Source organism: Winogradskyella schleiferi (genome assembly GCF_013394655.1).
GTDB classification, from domain to species: domain Bacteria; phylum Bacteroidota; class Bacteroidia; order Flavobacteriales; family Flavobacteriaceae; genus Winogradskyella; species Winogradskyella schleiferi.
This window is the reverse complement of record NZ_CP053351.1, coordinates 2,563,975-2,579,831: the sequence shown is the minus strand read 5'-3', so window position 1 is coordinate 2,579,831 and position 15,857 is coordinate 2,563,975. Positions and strand designations below refer to the sequence as shown.

The window sequence follows — 15,857 nt, the reverse complement described above, 5'->3', positions numbered from 1 at the left end:
ATTCATGTAAAGATTATCTTAATTTGACAACGTATATACAAAGTTAATTTGAAGGATACCTTGTTTTATCTTGCCTGCATCGACGTCGCTATTGTTCAGTTTGGTAAGATCCCTAGTGTACCTTAAACCCGCAGCCAAACCTGGAACCAACATGTCTAATTGGTATAAAGCACCTAAAGCAAAACCAAAAGAACCCGTTTTATAGTATTTACTTAGGTCCTCAAAACTATCGTCCACATCATCAATTTTTTGCTTAACGGAGAGTAAAAAATTGTATTGTATTCCGGCTTCTGCAGATAGGTGCTCTATAACTTCATATTGTGCCAATAAAGGGATGCTAATCATACTGGTTTTTACCTTTCCTGTAGTGTCACCATTATCATAATCCCATTTATTTCCACCCATACTGTAAAAGACTTCCAATTGTCCGCTTAGTTTTTCATTGATTTCGTAATTGACAAATCCGCCAACATGGGCACCAATACGAGGTGAAGTGCTATAGTCCTTGTCTTCAAATTTAATACTGGCAATGTTAACTCCGGCTTTGGCTCCAAAATTGATGTCTTGTGCGGTGATTGTAACTAATGTAAAAAGGAAGAATGTAATGCTTAATGCTTGATTTTTCATGATTATAAGTTTTGGTTCTATCTTATAATCGCAGTGAGCTTAAAATGTCATCATAAAAAAAATCCTGATGGGTTGCATCAGGATTTTTAGGTTCTATCACAGGATTCCTGCCTTCGCAGGAATTGGGTTAGTCATTCACCAAAACCCATTCCCCTTTGTCTATCAACGGAATCGCTTGCTTGTATTTTACTTCTTTAGCTTCACCGCTCATGACATGTTTAATAGTCACACGATCGTTACGTCCAATTTTTGGTTGTTCCCTAACAATGGTCTCAACCACTTGCTGTTGTTGACGCGAGGCACCTTCACCAGCTTGTCTGTTTTGGGCAGCACGCTCGTCCATATTTGGAATCTCGTCTTTCTGCGTTTCCAACTTTTCTTGCTTACGAGCTCTGGCTTCTTGAATGGTATTTGCTGTTTCTTGTGGAATTTCACCTTTAAATAAGAATGAGATCACATCTTTATTAACTTGATCAATCATCAACTTAAACAGCTCAAAAGATTCGAATTTATAAATTAATAATGGATCTTTCTGTTCGTGAACAGCCAGCTGAACGGATTGTTTTAATTCATCCATTTTACGTAAATGCGTTTTCCAAGCATCATCCACAATCGCTAATGTAATGTTCTTTTCAAAATCATTGATCAGCTGCGTCCCTTTGGTTTCATAGGCTTTTTCCAAGTCTGTCACCACCTGAAGATTTTTTACGCCATCTGTAAATGGTACGACGATACGTTTAAACTTATCGCGCTGTGTGTTATATACATTTTCAATTACAGGAAATGCTAAATCCGCTGCGCGTTGCATTTTTTCCCTGTAGTGCTTAAAGGCGGCTTTATAAATGATGCCAGCAATCTCCTGAGCACTCTTTTTTCCAAATTCAGCTTCAGAAAGAGGTGATTCCATTGAGAAGTAACGGATCAATTCGAACTCAAAGTTTTTATAATCGTTAGCGTTTTTGTTGTTTAGTGCAATACCTTCAGAAGTATCGTAAATCATGTTGGCTAAATCAACTCTCAAACGTTCACCATGTAAGGCATTACGACGACGCTTGTAAACTACTTCACGCTGGGCATTCATGACATCATCATATTCCAATAAACGCTTACGAACACCAAAGTTGTTTTCCTCTACCTTTTTCTGCGCACGTTCAATAGACTTGGAAATCATGCCGTGTTGGATGACTTCACCTTCCTTCAATCCCATTCTGTCCATCATCTTAGCGATACGTTCAGAACCAAACAAACGCATTAGGTTATCTTCCAAAGACACATAGAACTGTGAACTTCCTGGATCTCCTTGACGACCAGCTCTACCACGCAACTGTCTATCGACACGACGCGAATCGTGACGCTCTGTACCAACAATGGCCAAACCACCTGCGGCTTTTACTTCGTCACTCAGCTTTATATCTGTACCACGACCAGCCATGTTTGTGGCAATAGTCACTTGGCCAGCATTACCAGCTTGTGCTACTATTTCAGCTTCTTTTTTATGTTGTTTCGCATTTAAGACGTTATGGTCTATTTTACGAATACTCAACATTTTACCTAAAAGCTCTGAAATCTCAACGTTGGTTGTACCAATAAGCACTGGTCTTCCTGCTCGTGACAACTCTGTCACTTCATCGATAACCGCATTGTATTTTTCACGCTTTGTTTTATACACTAAATCGTCTCTATCATCTCTAGCGATTGGTTTGTTGGTAGGTATTTCAACCACATCCAATTTATAGATTTCCCAAAGTTCACCAGCTTCAGTAACCGCAGTACCTGTCATACCAGACAATTTACGATACATTCTGAAATAATTTTGAAGTGTTACTGTGGCGAATGTTTGTGTTGCTGCTTCAATCTTTACATTTTCTTTAGCCTCAATCGCTTGATGTAAACCATCAGAATATCGACGACCATCCATAATACGACCCGTTTGTTCATCGACAATCATCACTTTATTCTCCATAACCACATACTGGTTATCTTTTTCGAAAAGAGCGTAAGCTTTTAATAATTGGTTCAGTGTATGAATACGTTCCGACTTAACACCAAAATCCCTAAATAAATCTTCTTTAAGGTTCGCCTCTTCTTCAGACGATAAGCCTTTGTTTTCAATCTTAGCGATTTCAGTTCCCATTTCTGGCATAACGAAGAAATCTGGATCATCTTCACCCGAAAGAAATTCGACACCTTTATCGGTTAATTCAACTTGATTATTTTTTTCATCAATCACATAATAGAGTTCTGCATCTACTAAAGGCATTTCCCTATTATTGTCTTGCATGTAATGATTCTCAGTTTTTTGAAGCAATTGCTTAACGCCTTCCTCACTTAAATACTTAATTAAGGCTTTGTTTTTAGGAATACCTCTGTAAGCTCTTAATAACTGGAAACCACCTTCTTTAGTGTCACCAGCTGCAATCAGTTTTTTAGCTTCTGCCAAAACACCGACTAAATATTTACGTTGGACGTCTTCAATTTGCTGAACTTTTGGTTTTAAGGCATCAAATTCGTGTTCATCTCCTTTTGGCACAGGACCAGAAATAATTAAAGGTGTACGTGCATCATCAACCAATACCGAATCGACCTCATCAACAATAGCATAATGGTGTGGACGTTGTACTAAATCGTCTGGCGAATGCGCCATGTTATCACGTAGATAATCAAAGCCAAATTCGTTATTTGTTCCGTAAGTAATGTCAGCGTTATAGGCTTTGCGACGTGCATCAGAATTTGGCGTGTGGTAATCAATACAATCGATACTCATACCATGAAACTGGAATATAGGCGCCATCCAAGCGCTATCTCGTTTTGCTAAGTAATCGTTAACCGTTACCAAGTGAACCCCTTTTTCCGCCAATGCATTTAAATATACTGGAAGCGTTGCGACCAAAGTTTTACCTTCACCAGTTTGCATTTCTGCAATTTTTCCTTGGTGCATAGCCACACCACCAATTAACTGCACATCGTAGTGAATCATGTCCCAAGTAATCGGTTTTCCGGCTGCATCCCAAGAGTTCGACCAAATCGCTTGATCACCTTCTAAGGTTACATAATCATTTTCTCCAGAAATTTCACGATCAAAAGCATTTGCCGTTACAGGAATTTCTGTATTGTGCACAAATCGCTTAGCGGTTTCTTTTACAACGGCAAAGGCCTCAGGAAGTATATCGTTTAAAACACCCTCGGTGACGTCATAGATTTCATCATCAATTTTATCGACTTCGAGATAGATATCTTCACGTTCGTCAATATCTTCCGTGACTTTAGCTTTTTCTAAAAGTTCTTCTTTTTTGGTGTTTAGCGGTTGCCTTGCTTCTGCTATTATAGTTTTGAATTCGATTGTCTTTGCCCTAAGTTCATCATGTGATAAGGCTTCTAGCGCTTTTTCAAAGGTCTTTATTTTTTCAACAATGGGCTTAATGGCACTTACGTCTTGTTTGGATTTATCTCCAACAAAAACTTTAAGTACTTTGTCTAAAAAGGTCATATTATATATTTTGAAAGGGATTGAATGGTTTCAATCCTTAGTTGTTATTTCAGTTAGTTGTTTGTATAACATTTTCATGTTTGTCATGCTGAGCGTAGACGAAGCGCAATTGTACTTGATGGTAGTGTAGCATTTCGACTGTGATCAGTATGAAAGTATCTTTTATTTCAGATAAAAAAACCATCTGAAAATAAAAAAAGTCTCCCAGTTATGATAACGCAAGAGACTTTTTTGTGATAATTTTATATGTTAGTATTCATCCTCATTCCAGAGGTAATCTTCGTCAGTTGGATAGTCTGGCCAAATTTCTTCTATAGAATCGTAAGAATCTCCTTCATCTTCTATTGCTTGTAAATTTTCAACAACTTCTAGAGGAGCTCCTGTTCTAATAGCGTAGTCAATGAGTTCGTCTTTTGTTGCCGGCCAAGGTGCATCACTTAAATAAGATGCTAATTCTAATGTCCAATACATAATTGTGTGTGTAATTTAATTTTTGCAAAAATAATTTTTTAGTTGAACAATTCAAGAAAAAATTAAATTAATTAGCTCATGACTTAAATAAATTAATTTATCGGTCTTGCTGAACATTTATAGTTATGTGTTTTGAATCCTTCAAATTTCACTTATAAATGTTTATTCATTAATAAAAAGAACGTGTAATTTTCAACATATATAGAAGGCATATTGCATTATTCGCCATCTAAAAGGCTTTTGATCTAAGAATTCTTTTCAGGAATCCACTTTATCTCTTCAGCCTGCAAATCATGTGACAACTTCCGTGCCAATACAAAAAGGTAGTCAGATAGTCTATTGATATACATTAGGGTTTCGGGCTGAAACGGTTCTAAATCATTAAGATGAGACGCCAAACGTTCCGCTCTACGACAAACCGTACGTGCTATGTGACAGAATGACACGGTTTGGTGCCCTCCAGGTAAAACAAAGTGGGTCATCTGAGGTAGACTGTCTTCCATGAGATCCATTTCTTTTTCCAGTTTTTTAATGTCTTCATTGGATATCTTAGGAATTTTTAAACGTTGCTCCCCATTTTTTAAGGTTGCTTTTTCGGGATCGGTTGCCAATATTGCTCCAACTGTAAATAGTCGATCTTGAATATGCATCAAAGTGTTTTTATAAAGTTGATCAATGTCTTGATCCCTTATGAGTCCAATGTGCGAGTTTAGCTCGTCAATGGTGCCATAGCTTTCTATTCTTATGTGGTGTTTAGGAACGCGAGTACCACCGAAAAGTGCTGTTGTGCCTTTGTCTCCTGTTTTTGTATATATTTTCAAGGTTTAAGGTTTAAAAAATTGTATTCAAAGTTAAGAATTTAAGATGGGAAATTTTACGTAAATATGCAGAGTTGCAAAGAAAAAATAAGGAAATGTGCTTTATTATAAGTTTGTTTGCCAATTGATATGGGCGTAGGACATGTGAATCTCTTTTCTGTCTATTTATTCATTTTGTCTTGAAACAAAACGAACCAAAAAATCACAATCAAAATATAGGAAATTGCTAAAGCACCATTCTCTTTCGAAACTTCATGCTTGAAGCTGCGCTTCGCACTTACGTTTCTTCGTTCATTATTTCTGAATTTTGATGTTTTTCGACGTTGTCGAAATTTAGGACTTGAGTATAAACTATTGTTATGTTCTAATTCTTAGAATATGACTTTCTAAGAATATGAATGTATATTTAGTGTCACTGCCAACTGGAGCCAGCTATCTGATGACTTTGTTATACATTAAAAGTATCACTCTCAATGACACCATCCCTTAAACGAATAATACGTTTTGCATGAGCCGCGACTTCTTCTTCATGCGTTACCATAATTACTGTATTTCCGGATTTATGAATTTCATCGAATAGTTGCATGATTTCATGGCCCGTTTTAGAATCTAGATTTCCAGTTGGCTCATCAGCCAGAATGATAGATGGTTTGTTAACTAAGGCTCTACCAACAGCAACACGTTGTCTTTGTCCACCAGACAGTTGATTGGGTTTGTGATCCATTCGGTCTGCTAGTCCGACATCAGTTAAAACCTGAGACGCTCTTTCTTGACGTTCTTTTTTGGAAGCACCTGCATAGACCATAGGTAAGGCTACATTATCTAAAGCAGTGGTTCTTGGTAATAGATTGAAGGTTTGAAAAACGAAGCCAATCTCTGTATTTCTAATGTCTGCGAGTTCGTCATCGCTCATTTGGCTCACGTCATTTCCGTTTAAATTATAAGAGCCAGCCGTGGGCGTATCTAAACACCCTAATAGGTTCATTAGTGTGGATTTTCCAGAACCAGATGGTCCCATAATTGCCACATATTCGCCACGCTTAATGTCTAAATCAATGCCTTTTAGAACATGGACGATTTCTTGCCCTAATTTAAAGTCCCTAATGATATTTCTGATTTCAATGACGTTGCCGCTCATAATTAAAGTCTCTTGATTGCTGAAATGTTCCTGCAAGATACAGGATTAAATAACTTGAAACAATAGGACGTAAAAGTTGTGAGGTTGTTACAGTCTTATTTTAAAATGTTCTTTTTTTTGTTCTTTTCTGAAAAAAACAAAGCCTAAATGGAAGCTATCTACGGTTACGGTTACCGCATTATGGTTCTTTATATGTTCCCATGCTTCGGTCATGCCTTTGGACCAATAGATATCATCGAAAACAAAAACGGTTTCATTGTGCGCTTTGGATAATAAAGTTTCAAAATATTGAATGGTTGCTTGTTTATTATGATGACCATCGAAGAAGATAAAATCGAAGGTGTCGTCTTTTATACTGGGAATTTTCTCGCTGAAACTTCCTATTTCAAATTCAACATTTTTAACGCCATGTTTTTCAAGTTGGGATTTTGCAAAATCAGAAGTATTTGAACAGCCTTCAAGGGTTGTAATTGTAGCATTGGGATTCGCTAATGCCAAGGCGTAAGTTCCCATACCTAAAGAAGTCCCTAATTCTAAACTGTTTTTAAAGTTGAAATATTTTGAAATTCTAAATAAGAGTTGTGCATCTTTTTTTGAACTACTAGAGGTTTTGGCCATTTTACTGATACTTCTTTCATTAGCGTCAAGTGTTTTAGAGCCTTCGCCAAAATCTGTGATTTGTAATGTGGTCTTTGAGTTTTCTAACGTTTTCTTATAGTCAAGGAGTTTAGTGTAAGCTTTGTATGCTGTTTTATTATATAGACATTTAGTTATGAAATTATAGACAAAAGGGGAGTGGACGCCGTGTTGGTTTGTGGAGTTTAGTAGGAATTTTATGTATTCTTTTATTTGGTACATATGTTTCTCGCAAGGTTTTTTAATCGCGCAAAGCCGCAAAGGGGCAAAGTGTTACGGTTAAAAAAAGGTAATGCATTTAAAGACGTAATTAAACACTAATATTTTTATAATCTTTCATCTTCTATAAAAAATAAAAAAGATAGTATTGATTATTTTTTCTTTGCGCCTTTGCGAGAGACTTTAGGTTTCTAATTTCTCAGACAACTCAAACCACCGCATTTCCTTTTCTTCAATCGTATCCATGATTACTTGAAGTTTATCAGAGAGTTTTTTAATGTCGTCTTGTGATAAATCGGGATCAAGAAATTTAGCTTCCAATGCTGTTTTATCTAATTCCAACGCACGGATTTTAGATTCTAAATTCTTGTATTCTTTTTGTTCGTTGTAATCTAACTTATTGGCTTCGTTTTGTTTTACAGCTTTGGTGTTATCCACTTTTTCGGCTGGCTCAATTTCCTTCGTTTGGCTGTTGTCATAAGCTCTAAAATCTGAATAGTTACCTGGAAAATCATCAACCACACCATCGCCTCTAAAGACAAACATGTGATCTACAATTTTATCCATAAAATAACGGTCGTGAGAAACCACTAATAGAACTCCTGGAAAATCCATTAGAAAATCTTCTAGTACATTTAGTGTTACAATATCCAAGTCGTTTGTAGGTTCATCAAGAATCAACACATTGGGATTCTGAATTAAAACGGTACATAAATAGAGTCGTTTTTGTTCGCCACCACTTAGTTTTTCAACAAAATCCCATTGTTTTTTACGGTCAAATAAAAACCGTTCTAACAATTGTTGGGCACTAATTTGTCGGCCTTTTGCCAAAGGAATATAATCGCCAAACTCCTTGATGACATCAATGACCTTTTGGTTGGGTTTTGCTTTAATTCCGCCTTGCGTGTAATAACCGATTTTAACCGTTTCTCCAATGACAATTTTTCCAGCATCAGGTTGTAAGCTTTGGGTTAATAAGTTAAGAAATGTGGATTTACCAGTTCCGTTTTTTCCAATGACACCAATACGTTCGCCTTTTTTAAAGGTATATTCAAAACCATCCAAAATAGTTTTGTCTTTAAAGGATTTAGAGACATTATGAAACTCTATGATCTTGCTACCCAAACGTTCCATGTTGATCTCCAATTGAATTTGGTGATCGTTTCTGCGTTTGTGCGCTTTAGATTTTATTTCAGAAAAGTCATCGATTCTACTCTTGGATTTTGTGGTACGCGCTTTTGGTTGGCGACGCATCCAATTGAGTTCTTTTTTAAAGAGTTGCTTGGCTTTGCCAACTTCTGTAGCTTCGTTTTCGATTCGGGCTTCTTTCTTTTCTAAATAATACGAATAGTTTCCTTTGTAGGTGTAGAGTTGTCCTTGGTCTAATTCTATAATTTCATTACAAACCCGCTCCAAAAAATAGCGATCGTGAGTGACCATAAACAAGGTTTGTTGCGTTTTAGCAAAGTAATCTTCCAGCCATTCAATCATTTCTAAGTCGAGATGGTTAGTAGGTTCATCCAAAATTAAAATATCTGGTTTACTCAATATGGATTGTGCTAGTGCCAAGCGCTTTTTTTGCCCACCGGAAAGTGTGTTCACTTTTAAAGACAGATCATCTAACTTTAATTGCGATAGGGTTTGTTGGTATTGCGTTTCAAATTCCCACGCATTGTTTCTATCCATCGCCTCGAATGCTTTTTGATACCCTTCTGTGTCTTCAGGATTTTTTAAGGCTTTTTCGTAAGCCTCAATAATTTTAATGATTGGGATATCTGAAGCGAAAATAGTTTCTTCTAGAGTGAGATTAGGATCTAAATCGGGTTCTTGATCCAAAAATGCTAAACGAAGCCCTTTTCTAATGACTATTTGCCCTTCATCTGGTGCATCTTTACCAGATAAAATATTAAGGATAGAGGTCTTTCCGCTTCCATTTTTGGCCACAAAAGCAATCTTTTGATCTTTATGGATGCTAAAGGATAAATCTTTAAATAGAACGAGTTCTCCAAAAGATTTTGATATGTTTTCTACGTTGAGGTAATTCAAACTTTTTTTTGCAAAGAACGGAAATAAACCAAAAATAATAGTATTAGTTTTGATATTACTATTGATACATTATATTTGTCTCTAAAGATCCATTGTATATATGAAGCGGATAAAGCTTTTGATTATTTTGTTGAGTTGTGTCATTGTTAGTTCTTGTATCCCTCATAAGGACACTGTATATCTTCAAAATAAGGAGAATTCTAAATATGATAGTATTCCAAATAATTTAACCGAAGTTCAGAAACCTTACAGAGTTCAGATTAATGACATTTTAAATGTAAGAGTTAAGGCATTAGATCAAGAAACAGTATCTATTTTAAACCCGGCCGGAGATGCGAATTTGAATGCTGGTAGCGCTGAGCGGGCTTATTTTGATGGATTTACCGTTGATGTACACGGTAATATTAGGATACCGACCTTGGGTTATATAAATGTTCTAGGGTTTACTACTGAAGAAATTGAAAAAAATATTGAAAAAAAATTGCTTGAAGAGCAATTTAAAGAAACTGCAAATATATTTGTTACTGTTAAATTGGCAGGATTAAGGTATACGGCCAATGGAGAAGTTGGTAATCCCGGAAGTCAGGTTTTATTCACCGAACGTGTAAATATATTTGAAGCTATTGCCAATGTTGGTGAAATACCAGTGACTGGTAATAAAAAAGATGTCAAAATTATTAGGCAATATCCTCAAGGTCAAAAAATACATAGTTTGGATTTAACCGATGTTAAGGTTATGCAATCTCCATATTATTACATTCAGCCGAATGATATCATCTATGTAGAACCTTTAAAACAAAAGTCAATTGGAACAGGTGAAACTGCCATTTCTAGTATCTCAGCAATAGCTTCCATTCTTTCACTACTTACAACTGCGATATTACTTTATTCAAGACTTTAAATTAATATGAGAGATTACGAAGAATTAGAAGACCATGAGTCTCAAAATATAAGTTTTGACTTTAGAGGCTATCTTTTTAAAGTATTAAATCTATGGAAATTTGTCTTGCTTTGTATTGGTGCTGCTATGCTAATCGCTTACTTCATAAATGTGAGAAAGCAGAATGTTTACAAGTTAGATTCGTTGATCTCAGTAGATAACGATCAAAACCCTTTTTTTACAGCCAACACCAGTATCTCCTTTAATTGGGGAGGGGTTTCTGGAAAAGTTGGTAAAATACTAACGGCTATAAAAACTAGAAGTCACAATGAAAAAGTAGTGGATTCTCTTCAATATTACATGGAATATCTAGTTGAAGGAAAATATAGAAAAGAAGATATTTATAAAAAAGCTCCTTTCGAATTTATAATAGATAAAACAAAGAATCAGGTTATTAATTATCCTGTAGGAATTAGATTTATAAGTGATGATGAGTTTGAGGTTTTCACAGCTTTTGAAGTTGCAAGTGCATCTGCCCAGAAGTATGGTGATCAATCCATTTCTAGGATAAAAGTACCAGTTGGTACGTTCAATAAGAACTATAAAAATGGGGAAAACATTGCCTTGTCTTTTCTTAATGGTAAATTATTGTTGAAGCCATCTCACGATATTAAGCCTGGGTCAGAGTATTTTTTAAAGTTTAGAAGTTATGACGCCGTTGTTAATAGTTATAAATCAAGAATTATAATCGGATCTTATTCCCAGTTGTCTTCTTCTATTTTGAAGTTGGAACTTGCAGGGAATAATAAATCTAAAATCGTAGATTATCTCAATGCCACATCTTCTATATTGAGTAGGACAGAACTAGAAACGAAAAATTTATACGCTACAAATACCATTAAATTTATTGACAGCAGCCTCGCTGCGGTAAACTCTGACCTTAAAAATGTTACGGACGAAATGAATAAATTTAGAATGGAAAACCAGGTTTTTGATATTTCAAATGAAATGAATCAAATATCCGAACAACTTAGGGAATTTGAATTGGCAAAACAAGAAGAAGAAGCAAAATTAGATTACTTAAATAATCTAGAGTTTTATTTGAATACCAAAACAGATTATACAAAAATTGCGGCACCAACCAGCGTTGGCATTAACGAAGGGAATATTCTTAATAGCGTATCTAAAATTGTAAACTTAGCGGCAGAACGACAAAATCTTGAATATACGACTAAAGAAGGTTCTGGACTTTTTAAGGAAATTGACCGACGTATCGATTCTGAAAAAAATGTCTTGCTTGAAACGATAGATGCCACAAAGCAAACAATCAGGATAAGAATTGGGACTATGAGCCGCAATATTGTAAATCTAGAGTCGAATTTAAGTGGGTTACCTGAAGATGAACAACAGTATTTAAAAATTCAAAGAAAATTAGAAATCAGCCAAGAAGCATACGATATTTATATGACTAAACGAAGTGAAGCTGCAATTGTTAAAGCGGCTAATATATCAGATATCACAGTTATAGATGAGGCTAAAGACATTGGAGGAGGTTTAATTGGGCCAAATAAGTCGCTAAACTATATGATGGCTTTAATGATGGGCTTTTTTATCCCTATGTTTTTGATTTTTATTGTTTATCTTTTAGATAATACATTACATGGATCTGATGAGGTTACAAGGATGTCTAATATTCCGATATTAGGATTAATTGGTAAATACCGCTATAAAAATAATTTGGTCGCTTACGAGAAACCAAAATCGGCTGTAGCGGAATCATTTAGGGCCATTAGATCGAGTTTACAATTTATTTTTAGCAAAAAGGATACTGGAAAGAAATCCAATACTTTGATGATTACCTCGTCAGTTAGTGGTGAAGGAAAAACGTTTACATCAATTAACATTGCAACGGTTTACGCACTTTCCGGCAAAAAGACCATTCTGTTAGGTCTGGATTTACGTAAACCCAAAATATTTAATGATTTCAATGTGACCAATGATAAAGGTGTAGTAAATTATCTCATAGGAGATAATGATATGGAAGATGTCATTACGCACACGCACATTGAGAATTTAGATATCATTCCATCAGGGCCAATACCTCCAAACCCTTCTGAGCTGTTAATGAGCGGAAAATTGAAAGAACTAATAGCAACCCTTGAGCACGAATATGATATGATTATTTTAGATACGCCACCTTTAGGTTTGGTGACGGATGCATTAGAGCTAACACAATATGCTGATGCGACTATCTTTATGGTAAGATTGGATTATACTAAAAAAGGAATGCTTCAGTTGGTTAATGCAAAGAATCGTACAGGTGAGCTTAAAAATGTCAGTTTTGTATTAAATTTTTACAGACATAAAAACAATAGTAACTATGGTTATGGCTACGGTTACGGTTATGGCTATGGTTATGGTGTTTATGGTGAAACATATCACGAAAAAGATAATCCTTCAATATTCAAAAAAATAAAGAATTTCTTGAGAAGAATTTAAATTGTTTTAATTCCAATATTTTGATTACTAAAACTCAACTTCAGGTTAAACGTATATTTGATGTGGTTTTCGTAATTATATTATTGCCATTAATGTTGGTGCCTATTCTAATACTTGTGATTATAGCGACAATAGATACGAAAAAAATCGGCATATTTTCTCAATATCGCGTTGGTCAACATGGCAAATTATTCAAAATATATAAAATAAGAACATTAAAACACGGCGAGCATCAATTGGGTCATTTAAATCATTACGCAACACCTATTGGAAAATTCCTTAGGCGTACAAAACTAAATGAGTTTCCTCAGCTTTTTAATGTATTAATAGGTGATATGAGTTTTGTTGGTCCAAGACCTGATATACAGGGTTTTGCGGACGAGTTAGAAGGTGGTGATAGGATTATTTTGAAGGTAAAACCAGGAATTACTGGGCCGGCATCCTTAAAGTATCGGAATGAAGAGCTGGTATTAGAACGACAAAAAGACCCAAATCAGTACAATAGAACGATTATATGGGTAGATAAAGTGAAAATCAATAAAAAGTATGTTAAGAATTACAGTTTTTGTTTAGATTTGAAACTTATTTTAAAATCTACTTTAAATAAATGACACATTCAGAAGATAAAATTGCAATCATAGGATTAGGTTATGTCGGTTTGCCCCTTGCCGTAGAATTTGCAAAACAATATTTTGTAGTAGGTTTCGATATCAACAAGCAGCGTATCAGTGAATTAAATAATGGTGTCGATAAAACACTAGAAGTTGAAAACGATAATTTAAAATCAGTATTAACTACAGATTTGAATGCGAATAAAGGGCTTTATATTACAGATAATGTAGAAGAATTGGCTGTAACGAATGTTTATATTATTACGGTGCCGACACCAACAGACGCATTAAACAAGCCAGTGTTTACACCATTGATAAAGGCAAGTGAAACTGTTGGTAAAGCAATGTCTAAAAATGATATCGTAATCTACGAATCGACTGTTTATCCTGGAGCAACTGAAGATATATGTGTTCCGATCTTAGCAGAATTTTCTGGATTAAAATATAATGAAGACTTTTTTGCAGGTTATTCTCCAGAACGTATAAATCCAGGTGATAAAGAGCATACCGTTACTAAAATTTTAAAGGTAACTTCGGGTTCTACACCAGAGATAGCTCAAAAAGTTAATGATTTATATTTAAAAGTTATAACAGCAGGAACGCATTTGGCACCTTCCATTAAAGTAGCCGAAGCGGCAAAGGTAATTGAGAACTCACAACGCGATATCAATATTGCTTTCGTCAACGAATTATCGAAGATATTTAGATTATTGGATATAGATACCAAAGCTGTTTTAGAAGCTGCTGGTACCAAATGGAACTTCTTAAAATTTTCTCCAGGTTTAGTTGGCGGTCATTGCATTGGCGTGGATCCATACTATTTGGCACAAAAAGCAATTGAGTCTGGCTATAACCCTGAAATTATCTTGGCTGGTCGAAAAATGAATGACAGTATGGGAAGCTACGTTGCTACGGAAACGGTGAAGATGATGATTAAAAAAGGAGCGACCATAAAAGGATCAAAAGCTTTGGTATTAGGTATTACTTTTAAAGAAAATTGTCCGGATATTAGAAACTCTAGAGTTATTGATATTATAGAAGAATTAGAGACTTACGATGTTAATGTGGATGTTTATGATCCATGGGCATCAAAAGAAGAGGTGAAGCATGAGTATAAGCTAGACTTAATTACTGATTTTGGTGATTTAAGTTCAGATTATGATGCCGTTATTTTAGCCGTTTCTCATAATGAATTCCTAGAAATAGATATCACTAAATTAAAATCACAAACAGGTGTTGTTTTCGATGTAAAATCTTTACTTCCAATAGACACCGTAGACGCTAGATTATAATGTACTCAAATCCACATCATACCACAGACCTTTCAAAGTTAAGTTTCTTAATCACAGGTGGTGGAGGCTTTATTGGCTCTAACCTTACTGAATACCTATTAAAGTATAATGCTAAAAAAGTACGGATTTTAGATAACTTTTCAAATGGTCATCGCGAAAACTTAACAGAGTTTATGGATAATCCTGCCTTCGAACTTATTGAAGGTGACATTAGAGAATTAGAAACTTGTAAAAAAGCAATGGATGGGATTGACTATGTCTCTCACCAAGCCGCTTTAGGCTCTGTTCCGCGTTCTATCAATGATCCAGCTACAACTAATGAAGTTAATATTTCTGGATTCTTAAATATGATGATTGCGCTGAAGGATAGTCCAACCGTGAAACGTATGGTATATGCAGCGTCAAGTTCAACTTATGGTGATAGTAAAGCCTTGCCTAAAGTTGAAGATACGATTGGAAAACCTTTATCTCCTTACGCTGTGACAAAGTATGTTAACGAGTTATATGCAGATGTATTTGGGACAACCTATGATACCGATGTTATTGGTCTTAGATATTTTAACGTTTTTGGGCCAAAACAAAGTCCGAGTGGAGCATATGCCGCGGTAATTCCGTTATTTATGCAAGCGCTTAAAGATAATGAGCCTTCCAAGATCAATGGAGACGGAGAACAAACAAGGGATTTTACATTTATAGATAATGTTGTGCAAGCTAATGTAAAAGGATTCTTTGCTTCAAAAGAAGCGAAAAATGAAGTTTTTAATGTGGCTTGCGGCGAACGTATTACTATAAATTACCTATGGGAATCATTAAGGATAGCTGCAGATTCTGATTTAAAAGCTATTTATGGGCCTAATCGACAAGGGGATGTTAGAGATTCTTTAGCAGATATTTCTAAAGGTGAAAAACTTCTTGGTTACAAACCAAAATATACCGTAAGGGAGGGCTTGAAAATCACATGGGATAGTTTTAATTCTTAGTTAGAACTTGATATTAAGAAGACTTTAGTTTAAATTCCAGTTAAAGCCTATATTTAAATTTAATACATTTTGTTTTTCAAATACAGTCCTGTTTTTAATTGCCCTAGAGTAACCATTATTTTATAGACTATTTTTCAGTATTACTACGGAATT

The 15,857-nt window shown here is 35.3% G+C and carries 12 protein-coding genes; 5 read left to right on the top strand and 7 right to left on the bottom strand.

What is annotated here, in order from left to right; all coding sequences use genetic code 11:
• Nucleotides 1-18: 18 nt before the first annotated feature.
• From HM990_RS11170 to HM990_RS11135, 7 genes are all read right to left on the bottom strand, one after another.
• A complete protein-coding gene (locus tag HM990_RS11170) occupies nt 19-627 on the bottom strand; it encodes a porin family protein (protein WP_178989015.1) in 609 nt (202 codons plus the stop codon).
• A 127-nt stretch (nt 628-754) separates the two neighbouring features.
• Complete coding sequence (secA, locus tag HM990_RS11165; RefSeq protein ID WP_178989014.1) at nt 755-4,114, bottom strand: preprotein translocase subunit SecA; 3,360 nt, start codon at nt 4,112-4,114, stop codon at nt 755-757.
• A 249-nt stretch (nt 4,115-4,363) separates the two neighbouring features.
• Entirely contained in the window at nt 4,364-4,585 is a 222-nt protein-coding gene (locus HM990_RS11160) for a DUF2795 domain-containing protein (RefSeq protein ID WP_008272287.1), read from the bottom strand.
• Nucleotides 4,586-4,830: 245 nt separating this feature from the next.
• On the bottom strand, nt 4,831-5,406 hold the full coding sequence (locus HM990_RS11155) for a cob(I)yrinic acid a,c-diamide adenosyltransferase (protein WP_178989013.1): 576 nt from the start codon (nt 5,404-5,406) through the stop codon (nt 4,831-4,833).
• A 445-nt stretch (nt 5,407-5,851) separates the two neighbouring features.
• Nucleotides 5,852-6,541 (bottom strand): ABC transporter ATP-binding protein, encoded by a 690-nt coding sequence (locus HM990_RS11145; protein ID WP_178989012.1) that lies wholly within the window; start codon nt 6,539-6,541, stop codon nt 5,852-5,854.
• 87 nt (nt 6,542-6,628) lie between these two features.
• A complete protein-coding gene (locus tag HM990_RS11140; RefSeq protein ID WP_178989011.1) occupies nt 6,629-7,399 on the bottom strand; it encodes an O-methyltransferase in 771 nt (256 codons plus the stop codon).
• Between the two features lie 180 nt (nt 7,400-7,579).
• Entirely contained in the window at nt 7,580-9,442 is a 1,863-nt protein-coding gene (locus HM990_RS11135) for an ABC-F family ATP-binding cassette domain-containing protein (protein WP_178989010.1), read from the bottom strand.
• A 100-nt stretch (nt 9,443-9,542) separates the two neighbouring features.
• Between HM990_RS11135 and HM990_RS11130 the strand changes: the two genes are divergently transcribed.
• From HM990_RS11130 to HM990_RS11110, 5 genes are read left to right on the top strand one after another with little or no spacing between them, the layout of a single operon-like run.
• Nucleotides 9,543-10,343 (top strand): polysaccharide biosynthesis/export family protein, encoded by an 801-nt coding sequence (locus HM990_RS11130; RefSeq protein WP_178989009.1) that lies wholly within the window; start codon nt 9,543-9,545, stop codon nt 10,341-10,343.
• Between the two features lie 6 nt (nt 10,344-10,349).
• Entirely contained in the window at nt 10,350-12,821 is a 2,472-nt protein-coding gene (locus tag HM990_RS11125; RefSeq protein WP_178989008.1) for a polysaccharide biosynthesis tyrosine autokinase, read from the top strand.
• Nucleotides 12,822-12,841: 20 nt separating this feature from the next.
• The gene (locus HM990_RS11120) at nt 12,842-13,432 is read left to right on the top strand and encodes a sugar transferase (protein ID WP_262886548.1); all 591 of its coding nucleotides are present in this window, start codon (nt 12,842-12,844) and stop codon (nt 13,430-13,432) included.
• Nucleotides 13,429-14,724: a nucleotide sugar dehydrogenase gene (locus HM990_RS11115; RefSeq protein ID WP_178989007.1), complete on the top strand. Its 1,296-nt coding sequence runs from the start codon at nt 13,429-13,431 to the stop codon at nt 14,722-14,724. Before HM990_RS11120 ends, HM990_RS11115 begins: the two co-directional genes overlap by 4 nt.
• The gene (locus tag HM990_RS11110; protein ID WP_178989006.1) at nt 14,724-15,704 is read left to right on the top strand and encodes an SDR family oxidoreductase; all 981 of its coding nucleotides are present in this window, start codon (nt 14,724-14,726) and stop codon (nt 15,702-15,704) included. The genes HM990_RS11115 and HM990_RS11110 overlap by 1 nt, the downstream gene beginning before the upstream one ends.
• Nucleotides 15,705-15,857 lie beyond the last annotated feature (153 nt).

Excerpts from the sequence above, each read along its gene's own strand:
- HM990_RS11170 (WP_178989015.1), bottom strand. The coding sequence starts at position 627 with ATGAAAAATCAAGCATTAAGCATTACATTCTTCCTTTTTACATTAGTT.
- secA (WP_178989014.1), bottom strand. The coding sequence starts at position 4,114 with ATGACCTTTTTAGACAAAGTACTTAAAGTTTTTGTTGGAGATAAATCC.
- HM990_RS11160 (WP_008272287.1), bottom strand. The coding sequence starts at position 4,585 with ATGTATTGGACATTAGAATTAGCATCTTATTTAAGTGATGCACCTTGG.
- HM990_RS11145 (WP_178989012.1), bottom strand. The coding sequence starts at position 6,541 with ATGAGCGGCAACGTCATTGAAATCAGAAATATCATTAGGGACTTTAAA.
- HM990_RS11140 (WP_178989011.1), bottom strand. The coding sequence starts at position 7,399 with ATGTACCAAATAAAAGAATACATAAAATTCCTACTAAACTCCACAAAC.
- HM990_RS11130 (WP_178989009.1), top strand. The coding sequence starts at position 9,543 with ATGAAGCGGATAAAGCTTTTGATTATTTTGTTGAGTTGTGTCATTGTT.
- HM990_RS11125 (WP_178989008.1), top strand. The coding sequence starts at position 10,350 with ATGAGAGATTACGAAGAATTAGAAGACCATGAGTCTCAAAATATAAGT.
- HM990_RS11115 (WP_178989007.1), top strand. The coding sequence starts at position 13,429 with ATGACACATTCAGAAGATAAAATTGCAATCATAGGATTAGGTTATGTC.
- HM990_RS11110 (WP_178989006.1), top strand. The coding sequence starts at position 14,724 with ATGTACTCAAATCCACATCATACCACAGACCTTTCAAAGTTAAGTTTC.